This is a genomic window from [Actinomadura] parvosata subsp. kistnae (genome assembly GCF_900323885.1).
GTDB classification, from domain to species: Bacteria; Actinomycetota; Actinomycetes; order Streptosporangiales; family Streptosporangiaceae; genus Nonomuraea; species Nonomuraea composti.
The window spans coordinates 525,245-545,577 of the sequence record NZ_OOHJ01000030.1 but is presented as its reverse complement, the minus strand read 5'-3'; the positions used below and the strand labels follow the sequence as shown (position 1 = coordinate 545,577).

The 20,333-nt window shown below is 72.6% G+C and carries 22 protein-coding genes and 1 pseudogene; 14 read left to right on the top strand and 9 right to left on the bottom strand.

Annotated elements, in window-relative coordinates; genetic code table 11:
• Nucleotides 1-49 precede the first annotated feature (49 nt).
• Nucleotides 50-964, top strand: a complete 915-nt coding sequence (locus tag KIS93_RS58250) for an NAD-dependent epimerase/dehydratase family protein (protein WP_080046836.1) — start codon at nt 50-52, stop codon at nt 962-964.
• 7 nt (nt 965-971) lie between these two features.
• On the opposite strand, the gene KIS93_RS58245 is transcribed toward KIS93_RS58250, so the two are convergent.
• A complete protein-coding gene (locus KIS93_RS58245; protein WP_080039628.1) occupies nt 972-1,571 on the bottom strand; it encodes a TetR/AcrR family transcriptional regulator in 600 nt (199 codons plus the stop codon).
• A gap of 137 nt (nt 1,572-1,708) precedes the next feature.
• Here KIS93_RS58245 and KIS93_RS58240 point away from each other — a divergent pair, with 137 nt between their 5' ends.
• Together KIS93_RS58240 and KIS93_RS58235 are read left to right on the top strand one after the other, a co-directional pair.
• Complete coding sequence (locus KIS93_RS58240; RefSeq protein WP_080039627.1) at nt 1,709-2,638, top strand: alpha/beta fold hydrolase; 930 nt, start codon at nt 1,709-1,711, stop codon at nt 2,636-2,638.
• 37 nt (nt 2,639-2,675) lie between these two features.
• A complete protein-coding gene (locus tag KIS93_RS58235) occupies nt 2,676-3,596 on the top strand; it encodes a phosphotransferase (protein WP_155127709.1) in 921 nt (306 codons plus the stop codon).
• Nucleotides 3,597-3,716: 120 nt separating this feature from the next.
• Here KIS93_RS58235 and KIS93_RS58230 read toward each other — a convergent pair whose 3' ends face one another.
• On the bottom strand, nt 3,717-4,409 hold the full coding sequence (locus KIS93_RS58230) for a class I SAM-dependent methyltransferase (RefSeq protein WP_080039625.1): 693 nt from the start codon (nt 4,407-4,409) through the stop codon (nt 3,717-3,719).
• Between the two features lie 150 nt (nt 4,410-4,559).
• Complete coding sequence (locus tag KIS93_RS58225; protein ID WP_080039624.1) at nt 4,560-5,033, bottom strand: glycine-rich domain-containing protein; 474 nt, start codon at nt 5,031-5,033, stop codon at nt 4,560-4,562.
• A gap of 335 nt (nt 5,034-5,368) precedes the next feature.
• Here KIS93_RS58225 and KIS93_RS58220 point away from each other — a divergent pair, with 335 nt between their 5' ends.
• The gene (locus KIS93_RS58220; protein WP_080039622.1) at nt 5,369-6,037 is read left to right on the top strand and encodes a GNAT family N-acetyltransferase; all 669 of its coding nucleotides are present in this window, start codon (nt 5,369-5,371) and stop codon (nt 6,035-6,037) included.
• A 122-nt stretch (nt 6,038-6,159) separates the two neighbouring features.
• On the opposite strand, the gene KIS93_RS58215 is transcribed toward KIS93_RS58220, so the two are convergent.
• The 5 genes from KIS93_RS58215 to KIS93_RS58195 form a co-directional block, all read right to left on the bottom strand.
• On the bottom strand, nt 6,160-6,873 hold the full coding sequence (locus tag KIS93_RS58215) for an SDR family NAD(P)-dependent oxidoreductase (protein WP_080039621.1): 714 nt from the start codon (nt 6,871-6,873) through the stop codon (nt 6,160-6,162).
• 102 nt (nt 6,874-6,975) lie between these two features.
• Nucleotides 6,976-7,323: a hypothetical protein gene (locus KIS93_RS58210; protein WP_155127706.1), complete on the bottom strand. Its 348-nt coding sequence runs from the start codon at nt 7,321-7,323 to the stop codon at nt 6,976-6,978.
• 186 nt (nt 7,324-7,509) lie between these two features.
• The gene (locus KIS93_RS58205) at nt 7,510-8,337 is read right to left on the bottom strand and encodes an SCO6745 family protein (RefSeq protein ID WP_222108095.1); all 828 of its coding nucleotides are present in this window, start codon (nt 8,335-8,337) and stop codon (nt 7,510-7,512) included.
• Nucleotides 8,338-8,532: 195 nt separating this feature from the next.
• Entirely contained in the window at nt 8,533-9,327 is a 795-nt protein-coding gene (map, locus tag KIS93_RS58200) for a type I methionyl aminopeptidase (protein ID WP_080039619.1), read from the bottom strand.
• Between the two features lie 77 nt (nt 9,328-9,404).
• A complete protein-coding gene (locus tag KIS93_RS58195) occupies nt 9,405-10,274 on the bottom strand; it encodes a LysR family transcriptional regulator (RefSeq protein WP_080039618.1) in 870 nt (289 codons plus the stop codon).
• Between the two features lie 133 nt (nt 10,275-10,407).
• Here KIS93_RS58195 and KIS93_RS58190 point away from each other — a divergent pair, with 133 nt between their 5' ends.
• Nucleotides 10,408-11,622: an MFS transporter gene (locus KIS93_RS58190; RefSeq protein WP_080039617.1), complete on the top strand. Its 1,215-nt coding sequence runs from the start codon at nt 10,408-10,410 to the stop codon at nt 11,620-11,622.
• A 35-nt stretch (nt 11,623-11,657) separates the two neighbouring features.
• Nucleotides 11,658-12,596 carry a cyclase family protein gene (locus tag KIS93_RS58185; protein WP_080039616.1) on the top strand — a complete coding sequence of 313 codons (939 nt, stop codon included), beginning with the start codon at nt 11,658-11,660 and terminating at the stop codon, nt 12,594-12,596.
• 62 nt (nt 12,597-12,658) lie between these two features.
• Here the strand turns inward: KIS93_RS58185 and KIS93_RS58180 are convergent, their stop codons facing one another.
• On the bottom strand, nt 12,659-13,597 hold the full coding sequence (locus tag KIS93_RS58180) for an NADP-dependent oxidoreductase (protein WP_080046834.1): 939 nt from the start codon (nt 13,595-13,597) through the stop codon (nt 12,659-12,661).
• A gap of 199 nt (nt 13,598-13,796) precedes the next feature.
• Here KIS93_RS58180 and KIS93_RS58175 point away from each other — a divergent pair, with 199 nt between their 5' ends.
• The 8 genes and pseudogenes from KIS93_RS58175 to KIS93_RS58150 all read left to right on the top strand — a co-directional run bounded on the left by KIS93_RS58175 (nt 13,797) and on the right by KIS93_RS58150 (nt 20,290).
• On the top strand, nt 13,797-14,450 hold the full coding sequence (locus tag KIS93_RS58175) for a TetR/AcrR family transcriptional regulator (RefSeq protein WP_186405085.1): 654 nt from the start codon (nt 13,797-13,799) through the stop codon (nt 14,448-14,450).
• The gene (locus tag KIS93_RS58170) at nt 14,447-16,096 is read left to right on the top strand and encodes an FAD-dependent monooxygenase (RefSeq protein WP_080039614.1); all 1,650 of its coding nucleotides are present in this window, start codon (nt 14,447-14,449) and stop codon (nt 16,094-16,096) included. Before KIS93_RS58175 ends, KIS93_RS58170 begins: the two co-directional genes overlap by 4 nt.
• A 242-nt stretch (nt 16,097-16,338) precedes the next feature.
• Entirely contained in the window at nt 16,339-17,268 is a 930-nt protein-coding gene (locus KIS93_RS58165) for an LLM class flavin-dependent oxidoreductase (protein WP_080039613.1), read from the top strand.
• Nucleotides 17,265-17,948, top strand: a complete 684-nt coding sequence (locus tag KIS93_RS58160) for an alpha/beta fold hydrolase (protein WP_080039612.1) — start codon at nt 17,265-17,267, stop codon at nt 17,946-17,948. Before KIS93_RS58165 ends, KIS93_RS58160 begins: the two co-directional genes overlap by 4 nt.
• A gap of 28 nt (nt 17,949-17,976) precedes the next feature.
• Nucleotides 17,977-18,261 (top strand): annotated as a pseudogene (locus tag KIS93_RS68665) (alcohol dehydrogenase catalytic domain-containing protein); the annotation flags it as partial.
• A 196-nt stretch (nt 18,262-18,457) separates the two neighbouring features.
• Nucleotides 18,458-18,940, top strand: a complete 483-nt coding sequence (locus KIS93_RS68660; RefSeq protein WP_335673946.1) for a zinc-binding dehydrogenase — start codon at nt 18,458-18,460, stop codon at nt 18,938-18,940.
• A gap of 91 nt (nt 18,941-19,031) precedes the next feature.
• Nucleotides 19,032-19,157 (top strand): hypothetical protein, encoded by a 126-nt coding sequence (locus tag KIS93_RS68120; protein WP_281262017.1) that lies wholly within the window; start codon nt 19,032-19,034, stop codon nt 19,155-19,157.
• Nucleotides 19,154-20,290 (top strand): FAD-dependent monooxygenase, encoded by a 1,137-nt coding sequence (locus KIS93_RS58150; RefSeq protein ID WP_246005532.1) that lies wholly within the window; start codon nt 19,154-19,156, stop codon nt 20,288-20,290. The genes KIS93_RS68120 and KIS93_RS58150 overlap by 4 nt, the downstream gene beginning before the upstream one ends.
• The last annotated feature ends 43 nt before the right edge of the window (nt 20,291-20,333 follow it).

The window sequence follows — 20,333 nt, the reverse complement described above, 5'->3', positions numbered from 1 at the left end:
CATGGACAACCTTTGTATAAGCAAATGTTGTACGTACATGGGAGTGCTCATGCGTGCTTTCGTCACTGGCGCCACGGGATACATCGGCGGCTCCGTCGCCGACCGGTTGCTGCGGGCCGGCCACCAGGTCACCGGCCTGGCCCGCAGCCCGGAGAAGGCACGCCTGCTCGAACGCCTCGGCGTGACCCCGGTCGTGGGCACCCTGGACGACCGGGCGCTGCTCGCCGAGCAGGCGCGGGCCGCCGACGCCGTCGTCAACGCCGCCGACAGCGACCACCGAGGAGCCGTGGAGGCGCTGGTGGAAGCGCTCGCGGGATCGGGCAAGCCGCTGCTGCACACCAGCGGGTCGAGCATCGTGGGCACCGATTCCCGCGGCGAGCCGTCCGGGGAGATCTTCGGGGAGGACATCCTCGATCCGGGATCGCCGTGGCGGCCGGCCGCCGACAAGGAGGCCAGGATGGCGATCGACCGCTACGTCCTGGCCGCCTCCAGCCGGAACATCCGGTCGGTGGTCCTGTGCAACACCCTGATCTACGGCCACGGCCGCGGGCTCAGCCGCGACAGCGTCCAGATTCCCGCCCTGGTCCGGCAGGCGCGCAGGAGCGGGACCGTCCGCAGGATCGGCGCCGGGCGCAACATCTGGTCGAACGTGCACATCGACGACGTGGCCGACCTCTACCTGCTCGCGCTCGACGCGGCCCCCGCCGGCTCGTTCTTCTTCGTGGAGAACGGCGAGGCGTCGTTCGGCGACCTGACCGCCGCCATCGCCGAGGCGCTGGGCCTGGGCCCCGCCGAGGCCTGGGACATCGACGCGGCCATCCACGAGTGGGGCTACGAGGCCGCCGTCTTCGCCCTCGGCTCCAACAGCCGGGTCCGGGGCGAGCGCGCCCGCGCCCGGCTCGGCTGGCGGCCTCGCCACGCCTCCGTCCTGGACTGGATCAGGAACGAGCTCACCAACGGCTGAGATCGCGTTAACCTGGTACGTCGCGCGTGCGCAACGCCTGCGAGAGCGCGTCTACGGTCACCCCCACGACGGCCAGGAGCTGCGCCGGGCTCGCCCCGGCTCTGCTCATGACGGCGAGCGACTGGTTCACGGCCGCCACGTGCTCGGCGAAAGCCTCGGCGACCTGGCCGGGCAAGGAGCCGGCCTTCAGCGCGGCGCGCAACCGGGAGCGCTGCCGGCCCAGCGCCTCCCTCGCGTGCGCCGCGATGCCCGGGCTCAGCACCGGGATCGCCATGGCCGTCTGGGCGATCAGGCATCCGTCCGGCAGCTCGGGATCGGCGATGCGTTCGAGGGTGACGTCGAAGAACGCGCGAACGGCTTCGACCGGCTCCGTGGTCGCACGGGACAGGGCGGCGTCGTACTTGTCGCCATAGCGCGCGGCGTAGCGGTCCAGGCAGCGCAGGAACAGCGTGTCCTTGTCGCCGAGCGAGGAGTAGATGGAGCTGCGGTTCAGGCCGGTCGCCCGCGACAGGTCGTCCAGCGAGGTGCCGGCGTAGCCGGCGCGCCAGAACTGGATCATCGCGGCGTCGAGCGCCGTGTCCATGTCGAACTGCTTCTTGCCTGCCACGTGGCACTTCCTCGCCGGGGTGCTGATGTCTGGGGGCTGCGCTGTGCGCCATCCTATCTTGAACTAAACAGTTCAAGATGTGCTAGCCTCCGGCAGGACGCTGACCTGCGCATTCAAGCTTCCTCTGGAGGATCCCCATGACCGACCCTGCGACCAGCGCCCCGGAAAGTAATCCGATCCCCGGCCTGCCCCTGCACGACCTGGCCGGATTCACGCACCGCTGGGTCGACGCGGACGGCGTCCGTCTCCATGCCGTCGAAGGCGGACAGCCGGCCGACCCGGCCGTCGTCCTGCTCGCCGGATTCCCGCAGACCTGGTGGGCCTGGCGGAAGGTGATGCCCCGCCTCGCCGCCCGGTTCCGCGTCATCGCGATCGACCTGCCCGGCCAGGGCCACTCCGAGCGCCCGGAACGCGGCTACGACACGCACACCGTCGCCGCCCACGTCCACGCCGCGGTGCGGGCGCTCGGCGTGCCGGCGTACTGGCTGGCCGCCCACGACATCGGCGCCTGGGTCGCCTTCTCCCTCGCACTTCGCTTCGAACGCCACCTGCGCGGGGTCGCGCTGCTCGACGCCGGAATCCCCGGCATCACCCTCCCGGACGCGATCCCCACCGACCCGGACCGGGCGTGGAAGACCTGGCACTTCGCGTTCCACCTCGTGCCCGACCTGCCCGAGACGCTGCTCGCCGGCCGCGAACGGGACTACGTCGGCTGGTTCCTGAGAATGAAGGCCCTGTCTCCCGGCACGTTCGACGACGCCGAGATCGACCACTACGCGGCGGCCATCGCCGCCGACGGCGGCCTGCGCGCCAGCCTCGCCTACTACCGGGACGCCGCCGAGTCCGCGCGCCGGAACCACGAGGCGCTCAAGCGGCAGCACCTCACCGTGCCCGTCCTCGGGATCTCCAGCAGCCACGGCTCCATTCCCGACATGGCGGCCTCCCTCAGCCCGTGGGCCGACCACGTCACCGGGGTCGTCGTGCCCGGCGCCGGCCACTTCATCCCCGACGAGCAGCCCGAAGCCGTCGCCGCCGCCGTGGCCGACTTCATCCTTGCAGGCGACTGACTTCCGGGGGTCCGGCGTCTTTGGCACAGTGATGACCGTGCCCCTGGACGAGCTGCCGCACTGGTTACCGGCTTGGTGCCGGGACCAGCTGGGCGGCGAACCCGCCGGCGTGCTGTTCCGCTCGGAGAAGGTCTCGATGGTGTTCGGCCTGCGGCTGGCCGGCGGCCGGGACGTCGTGGTCAAGGCACGCGCCGACGACGGCCGGGCGGCGTTCTGCGTCGCGGCCCAGGCCCGGCTGGCCGCGCGCGGGTTCCCGTGCGCCAGGCCGCTGACACCGGTGGTCGGGGCCGGTGCGCTGGCCGTACACGCTGAGGAGTACCGGCCCGGCGGCGAGGTGCTGCACGGCGACTCGCCCGAGACGGCCGTGCGCTGCGCGCAGGCGTTCGCCCGGCTGATGACCGAACTCGCCGCCGTGACCGTCCCGCCGCCGCTGCCGAACCCGCCCTGGGTGCGCTGGGACGAGCCCGGCTCCGGAACGTGGCCGGCGACCGGCTTCCTCGACGACCTCGACCAGAGCGTCGTGTCCGGGCACATCGTGGAGGCGGCCGAGCGGGCCCGGACACGGCTGCTGACCGCTGACCTGCCGTGCGTGCTCGGCCACGCCGACTTCGAGGCACAGAACCTGCGGTGGCGGGGACGGCAGGTGTGGGCGGTGCACGACTGGGACAGCCTGGCCTGGCAGCCGGAGGCGGCACTGGCGGGCGAGGCGAGCGGATCCTTCGCCAGCGCCGGCCCGCCGACCCTGGCACCGCTCGACAGCTCCGAAGCGTTCCTGGCGGCCTACCAGCACTTCCGCGGGCGCCTGTTCACGCCCGAGGAGCTGGAGATCGCCTGGGCGGCCGGCGTGTGGATGGCCGCCTACAACGCCCGCGAGATGGCATTGTGCGGCGGCTCCCCGGCGGGCGGCGACGCGCTACGGGCCCAGGCGGCCGAACGCCTCCGCCGGGCCAACGCCTAGCGCCGCAACCGAGCCCGGCGAGCACCGGCGGCGGAGTGCGCCTTGCACCCATGGTCTCGGGGGAAGCCGCCGATGCCGAGGACGGCGGCGAAACGGGGCCGGTCGTGCCTTCGTCGGCCGTCACGCGCGGGCCTCCACGATCAGCGTCCCCACGTTCCGCGGGTCAGGGGCCGGTTCGACCCTCGCGTCCACTTCGCGGAACCCCGTCCCGGTCAGGAGCCGCGCCCACTCGCCGGGCTCGTACGTCCACCGGTAGATCCACACCTGCGGGCCCGTGAAGCCCGCCCCGTACATGCCCTGAACGCCGGCGGTGCCCGGCACGGCCGGCGCGCACGAGAACACCAGCCTGCCGCCGGGAGCCAGGCGGGCGCGCACGAGCGGCATCCACTGCTCGGGGTCGGTGAACCACAGCGCACCGAAAATGGAGTAGATCGCCTCCCAACGGCGCTCCCTGGCGCTGGTGAGGAAGGTGATCACGTCCGCGTGCACGAAGTGCGCGTTCGGCAGATGCCCCCACCGCTGGCGAGCGCCCTCGACCTGCACGAGCGACAGGTCCACGCCGGTCGTGTCGATGCCCTTGGTGGCCAGCGCCGCGACCGCGTGCCCGCGGCTGGAGCCGAGCTCCAGCGCGGTGGCGGGCTCGCCGAGCAGCTCGTCGCCGGGGCCATGGCCTTCGTACTGCGTCCAGCCGAAGGCGTTCTTCAGCGCGGTCTCCGGCGCGTCGGTCGTGCGGATGCCGGTGGCGTAGCGGTCCCAGTAGCTGGCGCGGTCGGTGACAGTGGGCCGGTCGGGCTTGGCGGGCTCGGTGGGCATGGCGGGCACCTTGGGACGGCAGGGGCAGGACCCGCGTCACGGTAGCGCGCCACCGGCGTTGATCACCGGAGAATCGGCCACCACATGCTCAGACATGATGGAGGGCTGGGAACGCGTGACGTTTCCAGCCCTCCGCTCGATCAGGAGCGGTCAGTGGCAGTCGGTGCCGGGCGCGCACGGCGTGCACTTGGCGAAGTCGGCCTCCCACAGCGACCAGTCCACCTCGAACCCGTTGCCGGCCACGACGTGCGCGGTCTTCTGCACCGACCCGTCGACCTTGAACTCGATCTCTGGGACGTGATGCAGGAACGCGCCGTTGAAGTACTTGGCGCAGAAGGAGGCGTAGTTCCGCGTGTCGAGGATGAAGCCGTGCACCGCGCGGTCGATGAGCGGACCGCAGCCGATCTCCAGGTGCTGGCCGTGCTTCTCCATGGCAGTGATGAGGTAGGCGATCGCCTGTCCGAAGCACCGTTCGGCCATGACCGTGTCCCACGGGTGATCGCGGACGAGGAGCTTGATCTGACGGTCCCAGACGTCGGGGTCGACGAAGCTCCTGGGGTCGCGCCAGCCGCCGGGCGGGGGCGCGTACCGCTCGCTGGGGGTGGTGGGGGTCGCGGCGGCCATGAGGACCTCCTGGGGGTGAGACAGTTCGCCCGCGTCTGCTCCGGTTCCGAGTGGCAGGGGCGGTTTCATCTTCACCGTGACTCGGTGTCGAGGGTCCGTGAAGACAGCTGTCCGTTGCTTTCGGTTGCCGATGGGTTGCTTCTCATCGCCTTGTGGCCGGCGGCCGTGCACAGCAGCATCACACTGAAGGACAGCCCCATGGATGGGAGGGTCGTGGACCGCCGAGGCTTGTCAGGCGCATCGAGCAGCGCGCCGGCCGCCGTGGTCGCGCAAGCGGCGACCGCCGAGCCTGCTGCCGTTACCGCGGGGGCCGCCGGCGACCGCGACGTGACAGCATGAGCGACGACCTGGCCGGTCTGTGGCCGCTGCTCGCTCTGCGCCTCACCACGGGGCGCCTCGAACTCGCGATCCCCACCACCCCCGACCTGCTCGACCTGGCCCGCGCCTCCGCTGACCTCCAGCCTGCTGACCAACCCCGTTACCAGCAGGCCTACCTCTACGAGCCGTCACCACAGCGGGAGCGGCACCTGCTGCAAAGGCACTGGCGAGCCCTCGCGCACTGGCGGCCGGAAAGCTGGAACCTCCAGCTCGCCATCCGCGTCGAGGGCGTCGCGGTCGGCGTGCAGAACATGTGGGCGGCCGACTACGCGACCGTCCGCACGGTCGAGACCGGCTCGTGGATCACCCGGGCCCGCCAGGGCCACGGGTACGGGACCGAGGCCCGCGCCGCCGTCCTGGAGCTGGCGTTCGCCCACCTGGGCGCGGTGGAGGCGCGCACCTCCTACGTGGACGGCAACACGGCCTCCGAACGGGTCTCGCGCAAGCTCGGCTACGCCGCCAACGGGCGTCGCGCCTACGCCGAGGACGGGAGAAGGGTCGTCGAGCATCGCATGCTGCTCGACGCGGCCGCGTGGGCGAAGCACCGGATGCCCGGCATCACGGTCGACGGCGTACACGACTGCTTGGAACTGTTCGGGCTACGCGCCGAGGGGCTCGGCTCGTGACCTCAGGCCGAGCTTCCGCACACCTGGTCGCCGACCAGTCGACCGCATCTCACGCAAGGTACGACGCACGACCTCGGCCCGTACAACCTGCGGCTCCCGGCCCGCGACGACCGGGGCCGAGGTCAGCCGAGCGGGATCCCGGTGTGGCGCTCCAGGCTTTCGAGGAGCTGGGCCTGGAAGCTGTCGTCCCGCGTCGCCGGGTGGGGCTCCTGCACGCGCTGGTGGTACCAGTAGCCGCCGGTGGGCGGGGTCACGTCGTTGCTGGTGGCCAGCCACATCTGGGTGCGGCGGCCGGCGGTCAGGTCGTCCGGCGCGCCGGGGCCGCCCATGCGGGTGGGGACCCAGCCGGGGTCGACCGCGTGAGCGGAGGTGCCCGGCCAGCGGGAGGCGATCGCGAGCGCGAAGGCGGTGACCCACAGCTTGCTGTCGCTGTAGGAGGCGGTGCCGGCCCTCAGCCGGCGCAGGTCGGTGGAGCCGCCCCGGTGCATGCCGCTGCTGAGATAGATGAGCCTGGCCGGCTTGTCCATCAGGGCCGTCAGCACGTACGGAGCGACGGTGTTGACCTCGCCCGCCTCGCCCTGGCGCATGGTGCCGGCGTTGTGGACGACGGCGTCGAAACGGCCGAACGCGGCGGCCTGCCGGGCGGCGTCGCGCATCTCGTCGAGGATGGCGAGATCCCCCGTGACAACGCCCTTCCACCGCTCGGCGCCGCCCGCGTCGGCGAGTCGGGAGCGGTTGCGGACGTGGACGACCACGTCGTGCCCCTCCTCCGCCAGCGCGGCCGCCGTGTCGAGGCCGAGCCCGGTGGCGGCCCCGGTCACCAGGATCAGCGCCATGCCCGTCCTCTCGTGCCCGCCTTTTCGATCACCAGGTGAGACTACCCGAGCACGACGCCGCCATCCCAGCTGGTCGACTGGTCGCGGAGGCGCCGCCCCCGGTCATCGGCCGATCGTCGACCGGGCGCGTACCCACACGTAGCCGAGCAACGAGAGCCCGGCGCACCAGGCGATCGCCGTGAGGATCGGGCCCGCCGACGGCGGGCCGGTCAGCAGGCCGCGCAGGGTGTCGATGAGCGAGGTGAACGACAGGTGCCGGGCCAACGGCCGCACCTCCGGCCCCTTCCTGCCGGCCGGCACGAGCCCGACGACGATCCCGATCGCCACGAGGCGGCCCAGCATGGCGTCGTAGCACGCCAGCGGGCCCCGCATGGCGGGGCGGAAGTCCAGGACGATGGTGTCCCCGTACGCCTTGCGCGGCGTCGCCGCCGCGGTCACCGAACCGTTCATGGCCGTCACGGTCGCGGACCGCTCTGATGCCGGGCCGGTGCCGCCCTGACACGGCCGCTGACACGGCCGGCGCAGGCATGAGCCCGGCACCGCTTGGCGGCGGCGCTGTACCCGTTAGGCGGCGCTTTACCCGCTCACCTGGGGGCCGGGGGGGTGTGGCCGTTCCAGCGGCTTGACGCTCCTGGCTCAGTGGTCGGCGGCCTGGATCGCGGCGGCGAGCGGTTCGAGCGCCGCGGCCAGTTCGTCGAGCTCGTCCGCGCTGAGCACGTCGTACGCCGGCGCGGCCAGCTCGTCCGTGAGCGCCTCGATCCGCTGCTTGGTCCGCCGGCCAGCCTCGGTGAAGCGGCCGGCGGCGTCCAGGAGGCCGCGGCGGCGCAGCCCGTCGACGACGGCGGCCAGCCGCGCCTTGGGCAGGTGGTGGATGCGGCCGAACTCCTCCGCCCGCATGCCGAGCGAGACGGCCATCAGGGCGTGGGCCTCGGTGCCGCCGATGCCGTGGGCGACGAGGGCGGCGTTGTGGCCGTCCCCGCGGTGCTCGCGCAGCAGCGTCGTCGCGTGCCAGAGCCTGGCCAGCGGCTCCTCGGGCACGTCGAGCGCCCGCAGCCCGGCGTACAGGGGCCGGCCCTCGGTCGGCGCGCTCAACGCCGCTCGGGTGGCGAGGTCGGCGGCGCGCACCAGGGCGGGGGAGTCGGCGAGCTCCCCGATCATGTGGCGCAGGGCCGCGGTGCTGCCTCGCTCACGCACGGCGATGGCCTCCTGCGGGGTGATCTTGCCCCACACCCAGGGGATGTGGCGGGCCACCTCGCCGTCGGCGAAGTTGTAGAAGACGGCGTGCACCACCTCGGCCGGCGCCTGGCCCAGCGGGGCGGCCCGGCCGGCGAAGTAGCCGTCCCAGTAGTTGCGCATGCCGACGGCCAGGAACGCCTCGTTCGCCACTTCGGAGAAGGTGACGGTGGCGATCGGCTCGATGAGCTCGAACATGCGGTGGATCTTGGCCTGCGGGTGCTGCTGCATCGGTCGGCATCTCCCTCAATCGTCGGCAGCGCCCTCGTGGGCGCCCGTTCATCCTGGCTACGAACGGCGCGGCCCGGATCCGACAACTCCGGCCGACAATTTTTCCGGCGTCCTCTTGGCCATGGATCGCCGGCTCGCGTGGCGCGAGGCTCCACGGGTTCCCTTGATCGGATGAACGCCGAGCCGCCGCCGGGCTCAGGCACGCACCGGCGGCGGGACCTCCTCTTCGCGCCGGGTGAGCACCAGGGGGCCGTCCTCGGTGATGGCCACCGTGTGCTCCGAGTGCGCCGTGCGCGAGCCGTCCGCCGATCGGATGGTCCACCCGTCGGGGTCGTAGACGATGCGGTCGGTGGTGCGGGCGAGCCACGGTTCGAGGGCGAGGGTCAGGCCCGGGCGGAGCGTCAGGCCGCGCCCCGGCCGGCCCATGTTGGAGACGTGCGGGCTCTCGTGCATGGTGCGGCCGATGCCGTGGCCGCCGAACTCGGTGTTGACCGGGTAGCCGTAGTCGCGGGCCACCGCCCAGATGGCCGCCGACAGGTCGCCCACGCGGTTGCCCGGGCGGGCCACCGCGATCGCCGCCTCCAGCGCCTCCTCGGTCGCGCGGATGATCCGCAGGTCCTCCTCGGCGGGGGTGCCGACGACGATCGTACGGGCGGAGTCGGCCACCCAGCCGTCGATGCCGACCGCGATGTCCGCGCTGAGCACGTCGCCGTCGCGCAGCGTGTAGTCGTGGGGCAGGCCGTGCAGGACGGCGTCGTTGACCGACAGGCAGATGACGTTGCGGAACGGCCCGCGTCCGAACGACGGCGAGTAGTCCCAGTAGCACGACTCCGCACCGCGCTGTTTGATCATGTCACGTACGTGGTGCTCCAGGTCGAGGAGGTTGACGCCCACGTCGGCGATGCGACCCACCTCGGAGAGCACCTCGGCGACGAATCGCCCGGCCACGTGCATGCGCTGGATCTCGGCAGGCGTCTTGAGCTCGATCACGAGTACCTCACGTCACAAGAAATGGTATTTTAATACCGGGACTCTAGCATGACATCGGTATAAAAATACCGCCACTCTTAGCCGAGGGCGCTGACGGTGGTGCGCAGGGCGGTGATGAAGGCGGCCGTGGCCGGCGGGTCCGGGGGCTCGCCGAACGTGGCGAGGTAGATGCGGCGCCGGAACCCGGCCAGCTCGCTGGCGACGACCCCGTCCGCGTGGTGCGAGCGCAGCGCGAGGCCGGGCATGGTCGTGACCCCGAGCCCGGCGGCGACGAACGCCTGCTCGACGACGATGTCGTCGCTGCTGTAGGTGATGCGCGGGCTGAACCCGGCCGCTTCGCAGAACCGCAGCAGCTCGCCGCGGCAGTTCTCGCAGCCCGCGATCCACGCGGAGTCCCGGTGGTCGGCGAGCGTCTGCCCGGGGTGCCGACTGAGCAGGTACATCGGGTCGTCGAGGAGATAGGAGTAGCGGACGCCGTCGTCCGGGACGACGTCGTCGTAGCGGTGCACGATCGCCAGGTCGGCCGAGCCGTCGCGCAGCCGCCGCAGGGCGACCGTGGGATGCGCGTCGGCCAGGTGCAGCTCGATGTTCGGGTACGACCGGGACAGCGCCATCGCCGCCGGCGGCACCAGAACGCTCAAGGCCGAGCTGAAAGCCGTGAGGCGGACCCGTCCGGTCTGCAGCCCGAGCTGCGCGGCCAGCTCGGCGCCCGCCGCGTCGACCCGGGCGACGATCTCCGCCGCGCGGCGGGCCAGCAGCTCGCCCTCGGGCGTGAGCCGGATGCCGCGCCCGGCACGCTGGATCAGCTTGGCTCCGGTCGCCGCCTCCAGCCGGGCCAGATGGTGGCTGATCGACGGCTGGGAGTAGTGCAACGCCTTGGCCGCCTCGGTGACCGAGCCGTGGGCGGCGACCGCCGCCAGGACGCGCAGCCGCACGATGTCGAGCATTCATCAACCCTATCGATGGATTTCCGCCCAAGGTGGCATTAGACGCATAAGCCCTCCGGGGTGCAGGCTCGTCGATGAGCCGGGAGCCGTTGGACACGCCCGGCGGCGGACGAGAGCGAGGGAATCCAGCGCGATGCGTACGTACCAGGACCTGTTCCGGACACCCGAGTTCACCCCGCTGTTCGCCGCTTCGTGCGCGCAGGTCGCCTCGACCACGCTGAACGGGCTGGCGCTGGCCACGCTGGTGTACGCCCACACGGACTCGCCGCTGCTGGCCGCGCTGAGCATGTTCGGGCCGTCGTTCGCCGAACTCGTCGGCGCGACCACGCTGCTGTCGCTGGCCGACCGGGTGCGGCCGCGTACGGCGCTGAGGCTGACCGCGCTGGCCGGCGGCCTGGCCGGTCTGGCGCTGGCCCTGCCCGGCATGCCGCTGTGGGCGATGTTCGCGGTGATCCTGGCTCTGGGCCTGGCCGGCTCGATCGGCGGCGGCGTCCGGTACGGCCTGCTCAACGAGATCGTGCCGCCGCAGGGCTACGTGCTCGGCCGTTCGGTGCTCAACATCTCGGTCGGCGCCATGCAGATCGCCGGTTTCGCGCTCGGCGGCGTCCTGCTGGCCGTGGTGTCGCCGCGGGCGACGCTGGCCATCAGCGCGGCGCTGTCCTTCGCCGCGGCCCTGGTGCTGTGGCGGGGGCTCAGTGCCCGGCCGGCGCGGGCGTCCGGCCGCCCGTCCGTCGCGGCCACCTGGCGGGTCAACCGGCACTTGCTGGCCACGCCGGCCCGCCGGGCGGTCTACCTGGCGATGTGGGTGCCGAACGGCCTCGTGGTGGGCTGCGAGGCGCTGTTCGTGCCCTACGCGCCGGGCTCGGCCGCCGCGTTGTTCGTCGCGGCGGCGCTGGGCATGCTGTCCGGCGATCTTGTGGCTGGCCGGTTCCTGTCGCCACAGGCACGGCGGCGCTCCGCCGCCCCGCTGCGCTTCCTGCTCGCGCTGCCGTACCTGCTGTTCGTGCTGCCGCTCGGCACGCCGGTCGCGGCGGGCGTCGTCGCGGTGGCGTCGGTCGGCTTCGCCTCCACGCTGCTGCTGCAGGAACGGCTGATCGCGCTGATCGGCGAGGACGTCCGCGGTCAGGCGCTGGGCCTGCACGTCACCGGCATGAAGGCGATGCAGGCGGTCGGCGCCACGCTGGCCGGGCTGCTCGCGCAGTACCTGCCCGCGGGTGCCACGATGGCCGTGATGGCGCTGGCCTCGCTCGCCGTCACCGCGCTGCTCACCCCCGCCCTGCGCCTGCCGTCGAACGGGACCCCGCCGCTCGCAGCCCAACCGGCCACCGCGCCGGCCGAACAACGATGAGAGGAATCACCATGCAGTCGAATGCCGGACGGGCCATGCCGACGCAACAGGACGTGCTCGGGTACGCCGAGTCGCTGTCGAACTGGGGGAGGTGGGGCGACGACGACCAGCTCGGCACGCTGAACCACATCACCGACGGGGTGCGGCTGGCGGCGGCGCGGGCGGTGCGGCACGGCAGGAGCGTGTCGTGCGCGTGGGAGGTGGCGGTGCCGGCGGAGATGGAGCGGTCGACGACCGCGTGCCCGTGCTTCGCCGACCTGCCGGCCGCCGCCGGCATGCCGCTGCCCGGCTTCCGCAACGACCGCCACTGGGGGTACTCGCTGGAGCGGCTCGGCCTCACCTTCCACGGCAACACGATCACCCACCTGGACGCGCCGTGCCACGTCTTCTGGGACGGCGCCATGTACAACGGGCGGCCGCACACCCTGGTCGACGCCGAGACCGGGTCGGCGTGGGCGGCGGTGACGGCGGCGGCGGACGGCATCGTCACGCGCGGCGTCCTGCTGGACGTCGCCCAGGTGCGCGGGGTGCCGTGGCTGGAGCCCGGTGACGGGGTGTTCCCCGAGGACCTGGAGGAGGCCGAGCGCCGCCAGGGGGTGCGGGTACGGCCCGGCGACGCGGTGCTGCTGCGCACCGGGCATGGCCGCGTCCGGCACGAAGGCGGCCAGACCGGTGGGGTCACGCAGCCCGGCTGGCACGCGTCCTGCCTGCCGTGGCTGCACGAGCGGCAGGTCGCGCTGATCTGCGCCGACAGCCCCCAGGACGTGCAGCCCTCGGGCTACGACGACCTGGCGATGCCGGTGCACACCGTGGGCCTCGTCGCCATGGGGCTGTGGATGGTCGACAACTGCGACCTGGAGGCGTGCGCGGCCACGGCCGCCGAGCTCGGCCAGTGGGACTTCCAGCTCGCGGTCGCCCCGGTGCGCTTCGCCGGCACCTCCGGCAGCCCGGTCAACCCGATCGCCACCTTCTGACCACGGCCGGGTGGTGCCCGGCTCAGCCGTTGAAGCGCCCGTTGATTCCTTCCTGGGAGCGTTCAGGAGCAGGTGACGGCGAGCTTGCCGAGCGCGCCGGCGCCGAAGGCGGCGAACGCCTGCGCGGCCTGCTCCAGCGGGTAGGTGGCGGTGACCGGGACGCGCAGCGCGCCGGAGACGGCCCGGGCGGCCAGGGCGGTCAAGGTCCGCGGGTTCGGGTCGGACATGATCGTGTGGACGGTGACGTCGGCCCTCTCGACGGCCTCCTGGGTCAGGCCGATGGTGGAGGCGAGTCGGCCGCCCGGCCGCAGCAGGCCCGCGAGCCGGACGCCGTCCCCGGCCAGGTGCAGCACGGCGTCCACCCCGTCGGGGGCGAGCGCGCGCACCTGAGCCGGCAGATCGCCGCTGTGGTCCACGAGGTGGATCTCGGCGTCGGTGAGGCCGGTGACGAACTCCGCTTCGGCGCCGGGGCGGGCGGTGGCGATCACGCGGACGCCACGGGCGGCGGCGAGCTGCACGGCGAGCGCGCCCACCCCGCCGGTGGCGCCCGAGATCAGCACGGTCTCGCCCGCGGCCGGGGCGACGGTGTCGAGGCTGTTCAGCGCGGCGGTGCCGGCCAGGCCCAGCGCGCCCGCCTCCGGCACGGACAGGCCGTCGGGAACGGGGGCGATGCCGTAGCCGGCGGGCACCGTGACGTACTGGGCCAGCGAGCCGGTGCCCAGGAACGGCTTCATCACCACGCCGAAGACCGCCTGCCCGACCGTGAAGCCCTCGGCGCCTTCGCCCAGCGCCTCGACGGTGCCGGCGAAGTCCTTGCCCATCACCAGCGGGAAGCGGTGCTCCATCGCCCCTTGGAGGTAACCGGCCGCGGTGGCCGCGTCGAAGCCGTTGATCGAGGAGGCGGCCACCTTCACCAGCACCTCCCCGGCCTCGGGCTCAGGGGCAGGGACGTCGGCCACGACGGGGGCGTCCGGGACGGAGTTCAGCGTTACGGCACGCATGAGCAGCACCTCTCGAAAAGTGGAACGGCCTACCCGTTTCCATGGGAGAAGCCTAGCAATGGAAATGGGTAGGCCGTTCCACTTCATGGACGAGCCGGCCGGCACGCCGCGATCCCGATCGGACCGGTCACCGCGAACAGCGAAATATTAAGCGCTTGCTGAATTGACTAATTCAGCAAGCGCTGGTTTTAATGGGGCCGTGTCGCAACCAGGAAGACGACGGCCGGGCCGGCCGCGCAACGAAGACAGGCAGGACACCCGGCAGGTCCTGCTCGACGCCGCACTGGAGCTGTTCGCCCTGAACGGCTACGCCGCGACGAGCGTGCGCGAGATCGCGGGGCTCGCCGGCGTGCACGACAGCGCCATCTACTTCCACTTCGCCGGCAAGGAGGCCCTGTACGCGGAGCTGTTCGCGCAGCTGGGCCCGCCCTCGCTCGAAGCGCTGTGCCCCGACCCCGACGCCATGGCCGCCAGAGAGCCCGAGGAGGCCGTCCGGGACCTGGTGGACGGCCTGTTCCGGACGTGGTCCAGCCCGCGGGGGCGGCGTTTCGCCCGGGTCGTCCAGCGGGACGGATCGGGCCAGGACGGCGTTCGCGGTTTGACGGAGGCCATCGAGACGGCCAAGCACCGGCTCGCGCGGCCGTTCAAGGCCTGGCAGGCGGCCGGGCTGCTGCGCGCCGACCTGCCGGCCGAGCAGCTCGTGTGGGAGCTGATGGCGCCCCTGGACACCATCTGGTTCCTGCGCCTGCACCCGGACGCCTCCGAGGCGGACATCGCCGCCGCCAGGAGCCTCGTCGAGGCGCATCTGCGCTTCTTCTTCACCTGCACGATGACCAGAGGGGAACCGACATGACCATGGACGACGCCGAAGTGCTCGTCGTCGGGGCCGGGCCCACCGGGCTGACGGCGGCGATCGAGCTGGCCCGGCAGGGCGTGGAGTGCGTGCTGATCGACGAGCGCGCCGAGCCCGCACGCTACTCGCGCGCGCTCGTCCTCCAGGCGCGTTCCCTGGAGCTGCTGCGGCTGCACGGCCTCAGCGACGCGCTCGTCCGCGACGGATACCTGGCCCCGGGCTTCAACTTCGGCGCCGACGACCGTACGCCCGCGATCGTGGAGATGTATCACACCGGCAGCCGCTATCCCTTCATGCTGACCCTGTCGCAGGAGGAGACGGAGCGGGCGCTGGCCGCCCGCCTCGGCGAGCTGGGCGGCAGCGTCCGCCGCGGGCTCAAGCTCGTGGACGCCGTCCAGGACGGCACCCGCGTGCTGGCCACGCTCGCCGACGCCTCGGGCGAGCGGAGCACCCTGAGCGCCCGCTACCTCGTCGACTGCGGCGGATCTCACAGCGTGCTCAGCCGTGACCACGGCACGACGGAGGAGCACGCGCTGTTCGACGGCACCGCCCTGATCGCCGACGTCCTGGCCGAGGGAGACCTGCCGCGCGGGTTCGTCAGCCTGCACACCAGCGACCGCGGCGGCCTCGCGCTGCTGCCCTTCCAGAACGAGTACGTGCGCGTCATCGCCTTCGACCTGGCCAAGATGGGGATCCCGCCCACGGAGCCGCTGGAGCTCGCCGACGTCCAGGAGACGGTGGACGCGATCGTCCCCTACCCGCTGCGGATCAGGGACCCGCGGTGGATCACCCGGTTCCGCGCCCAGAACCGGCTCCTGACCACGTACCGCGCGGGGCGGATCTTCTTCGCCGGCGATGCCGCGCACCTGTACATCCCCGTCGCCGCGCAGGGCATGAACACCGGCATCCAGGACGCCTTCAACCTCGCCTGGAAGCTGGCCTGGGTCTGCCGGGGGCGGGCGCCCGCATCCCTGCTCGACAGCTACGACGAGGAACGGCACGCCGTCGGGGAGCGCACCCGCAAGCTGTCCGACCTGCTGTTCCGGCTGTTCATCAACCAGGCGCGCTCGGCGACGTACCGCAGGGTCAGCAGCAAGGTGCTCGGCCTGGCCCTGGCCACCGGCCCGGTACAGAACCTCATCAGCGGCCGCGTGTCCCAGACGGGGGTGCACTACCGGCACACGGCCCTGTCGAAGGCCCAGCGCTTCCCCGGGCTGCCGAAGAGCGCGATCAACGCGGGAGACCGGGTGCCCGACCTCGACCTCGCCGACACCGACGGGCCCGGCGTCCGGCTGTACGACCTGATGCGCACCCCCGGATACATCCTGCTGGGCTACGCCTCGTCCTCCACCTCCGAGGCGAAGAAGAAGGCCATGCTGGCCGAGCTGTCCGCCCTGCGGCAGCGCCACGCCCCCGTCCTGCGGTGCCTCATGGTGCTGGGCGAAGGGCTTCCCTGCCACGGCGACGTCCTCACCCTGCTGGACGCCGGCCGCGACGTGCTGCACAAGCTCGGCGCCAGGCCGGGGGACGTGTTCCTCATCAGGCCGGACGGCCATCTGGCGTTCCGGACCGACGACCCGCGCCGGCTGCGCGACCTGCTCGGCTCCTGGCTCACCCCGCTCCCGTCCCCGTCGATGCGCGGGTGAGTCCTCCCGGCAGCGGCCCCCGCGTCGAGGAACGCGGCGGTGCCCAGGCCCGTGGCCCACGGTGCGGTCCGGTGTGGGTGGACTTCTGAGCGCCGGCCGCCTCAGGTCCGTACGGCTCGGCAGAACGCCGCCGCCGGATCGGCCGCCGGGCGGCATGGATGATGGAGCTTCCTGAAAGAAGATTTTTCACTTCAAAAAGAGGAAGCGTGCGCTTAAGATGGGGGAACCTAAGGAGGCGGCCCATGAGTCCACTGAAGGTCGGTTACCTGTTGCCGACCCGGGATCACGCGATACGCGGTGACCACGATCTGAAGCAACTCATCGACCAGGCCCGCCAGGCCGAAGCCCTCGGCCTGGACTCGGTGTGGGCCGGCGACAGCCCGTTGACGAGGCCCCGCGCCGACCCGCTGCTCCTCCTGTCGGGCGTGGCCGTCGCCACCACGCGGATCACGCTCGGCACCGCGGTCCTGCTGCCGGCGCTGCGCCATCCGATCCTGCTGGCGCACCAGCTCGCCACCCTGGACCGGCTCTGCGGCGGGCGGCTGATCGCCGGCATGGGCGGCGGGTTTCCCAACGCCGCCACCGAGGCCCAGTTCGCGGCGGTCGGGGTCCCGTTCAAGCGGCGCATCGCCCTGATGGAGGAGTCGATCGGCGCGATGCGGAGCCTGTGGAGCGGCGAAGAGGTCTCCCTCTCCGGCCGCGACACCAGCCTGGCTCCGCCACCGATGCGCCCGGGAGGGCCGGCGATCTGGCTGGCGGGCGGCGGCGAAGCCGCGCTGCGGCGGGTCGCCCGGCTGGCCGACGGGTGGCTGCCGTACCCGCCCCTCGCGGAGACGTACGCGCACGAGCGGGCCCTCATCGAGCAAGAGGCGACGCGGCCCGTCACGCCCGCCCTCTACGCGACCCTCTGCCTGGGAGAGGACCCCGGGCAGGCTCGCGAACGCCTGCGCGGGAGCATCGAGCGCTACTACAACGCTCCGCTGGAAGCCGTCGAAGCCATCCAGGCCATGTTCGCCGGCCCGGCCGAGCAGGCCGCGGCCTGGCTCACCTCCTACATCGAGGCCGGTGCCCGCCACCTGGTGATCCGCCTGGCCGCCGACGACCATCGCGCGGCCCTGGAGGAGTTCGCCGGCACCGTTCTGCAGCTGTTGCCCGCGAAAGGAAAAGCATGACCACCTTCGTCCTCGTCCACGGCGCCTGGTACGGGCCCTGGGCCTGGGAACGCGTCGCCCCGTTCCTGCACGAAGCCGGCGTGCGGACGGTGACCCCCACCCTGACCCTGGAGGGCGACGCGGGTCTGGGCACGCACGTCCAGGAACTGGTCACCATCCTCGACCAAGAGGCGGCCGGCGATGGCGGCGTGGTGCTGGTCGGGCACAGTTACGCGGGGCTCGTCGTCCGCCAGGCGGCCGATCAGCGGCCCGGCCTGGTCCGCCACGTCATGATGATCGACGGCTGGGCCGGGGGCGACGGCGAGAGCCTGTTCAGCCTGGCCCCCGACGCCTTCGTCACCGTGATCAGCAGAAGCGCCCGCGCCAGCGCCGGCGGCCGCCACGTGCCCGCCCCGCAGCCGGAGCGCTTCGGCGTCACCGATCCCGAGGACGCCCGCGTGCTCGCCCGGCGCCTGCGGCCCCAGCCGCTGCGTACGTTCACCGAGGCGACCCGGCTGAGCGGCGCCGTCGACCGGATCCCCGGAACGGCGATCTTCTGCCACCCGCCGACCTTCCCGTTCGAGCAGTTCGGGAAGGCGGTCGGATACCGCACGCTGCCTCTGGACGGCCCGCACGACGTGATGAGCACCCACCCGCGCGAGGTGGCCCGGCTCCTCATCGACCTGCACACCGGACGGTGACCGGCGCATCCGGAGCTTGAGGAGCAACATGCGTGCGGTGCAGCAGAGCGAATGGGGCGGCCCCGAGGTGCTGGAGGTCGCCGACGTGCCGGTGCCGAAGCCGGCCCCGACCGAGGTGCTGGTGAAGGTGGCCACGGCCGGCGTCAACCCGGTGGACGTCTACACCCGGATGGGCGTGGCCTACAACCGGGTGCTGAGCCTGCCCTTCGTCCACGGCTGGGACGTGGCGGGCGTCGTCGCCGGCGTGGGCTATGGCGTCACCCGGTTCAAGGAGGGTGACCGGGTGTTCGGCATGCCGTGGTTCCCGCGGGAGGCGGGCGCGTACGCCGAGTACGTGACGGCGCCCTCGCGGCACCTGGCGCGGATGCCGGAGGGCATGTCGTTCATCGAGGCGGCGGCTCTGCCGCTGGCGGGCCTGACGGCGTGGCAGATGGCGGTCGACGTCGCCGGGGTCGGGCCGGGCAGCGCGTGCTGGTGGGCGCCGCGGCCGGGGAGTGGGACACCTGGCGGTGCAGGTCGCCAAGGCCCGTGGCGCCCAGGTGATCGGTACGGCCAGCGCGGCCAAGCACGACTTCGTCCGCCGGATGGGCGCCGACGAGGTCGTCGACTACACCGCGGTGGACGTGACGAAGGCGGTGCGGGACGTCGACGTCGCCATTCAGATGTTCGGCGGCGACACCGGGCTCCAGACCTTGGAGTGCCTGCGCCCGGGTGGGCTGATGGTGAGCGGGCAGGGGGCGTGGACGCCCGGCATGACCGAGCGGGCCGGCGAGCTCGGGGTGCGCGCCCTGGCCTACCTGGTGGAGCCGGACGCCGCCGGGCTGGAGTCGCTGGCGCGGCTGTATCGCGAGGGCCGGCTCGCGGTGCACGTGGAGCGGGAGTTCGCCTTGGAGGAGGCGGCCGCGGCCCATGACCTGGTGGCCAAGGGGCGGACCACCGGCAAGGTCGTCCTTCGGGTCGGCGATCCCGAGGGCGGCCGGTCGTACCGATGAGTTTTGTGCGGCTCCGTGGTCGATACGGCTCGACAGCGGTGAGCCCGCGCTGGGGAACGCCCGGCGCGGGAGCGAGCACATGGAGGCAGTGATGAGCGCCGGCAACTCCGAGCAGGAGCAGGGGACACGGACGAGTGGTCCCAGGGTGCTGGTGGTGGGGGCGAGCATCGCGGGACCCGCGCTGGCCCACTGGCTGCGCCGGTGGGGGCCGCGGTGACCGTGGTGGAGCGGGCGCCCGAGCTGCGTCCCGGCGGGCAGGCGGTGGACGCGCGCGGCATCGCCAAGGAGGTCATCGGCCGCATGGGGCTGGACTCTGCGGTACGCGCGGCGCGCACCGACACCGCCGGCGCGTACACCGTGGACGCCGACGGGCAGGTGCTGGAGACGTTCCGTGCCGAGGACGACGGCGGCGACGGGTACATCGCGGACATCGAGATCCTGCGCGGGGACCTGTCCCAGGTGCTCTACGACGCCACCCGCGACGGCGTCGAGTACGTCTTCGGCGACCGGATCGCGCAGCTCGCCCAGGACGCCGACGGGGTCGACGTGGTCTTCGCGGGCGGCGACCGGCGGCGCTTCGAGCTGGTCATCGGGGCCGACGGGCTGCACTCGGCGCTGCGGGCGATGGTCTTCGGGCCGCACGAGCGGTTCGTCCGCCACCTCGGGCACGTGCTGGCCTTCTACAGCGTGCCCAACGAGTTCGGGCTGGACCGCTGGCTGCTGGAGTACCAGGATCAGGAGTCGGGGCGCTCCGCCTTGCTGCGGCCCATCCAGGACGCCACCCGGGCGATGGCCATGCTCTCCTTCACCTCGCCCGGCTTCGACGTCGACCACCGTGACGTCGCGGCCCAGAAAGTGCTGCTGCGCGAACGGATGACGGGCCTGGGCTGGCTGACCCCGGACCTCCTCGCGCACCTGGACGACACCCCCGACTTCTACCTCGACCAGGTCGCCCAGGTGGTGATGGAGCGCTGGTCGAAGGGACGGGTGGCGCTGCTCGGGGACGCGGCGTTCAGCTCCTCGCCGATGTCGGGGCAGGGCACCGGGCTGGCGCTGGTCGGCGCGTACGTGCTGGCCGGAGAGCTGGCCGCCGCCGGATGGGACCCCGCCGCCGGGTTCGCCCGCTACGAGGCGCGGATGCGCTCGTACGTCGAGGCCAACCAGGAGATCGGCCGGCTGAACGCCCGCAGCCGCGACCTCTCCGGACCGGACGCCGAGCCGGCCCCCGATTTCACCGGCGAATGGTTCGCCGACCTGGTCGGACGCGCGATCAACGGCGTCGAGCTGCCCGACTACGCGGGGGTGCCGGGCTCCGCCGCCCCGGCCGGAGCGCCGATCACCTCACCGTGACCCGCCCGCGGCGCCGGTCGCAGCCGTCACACGACCATGACAC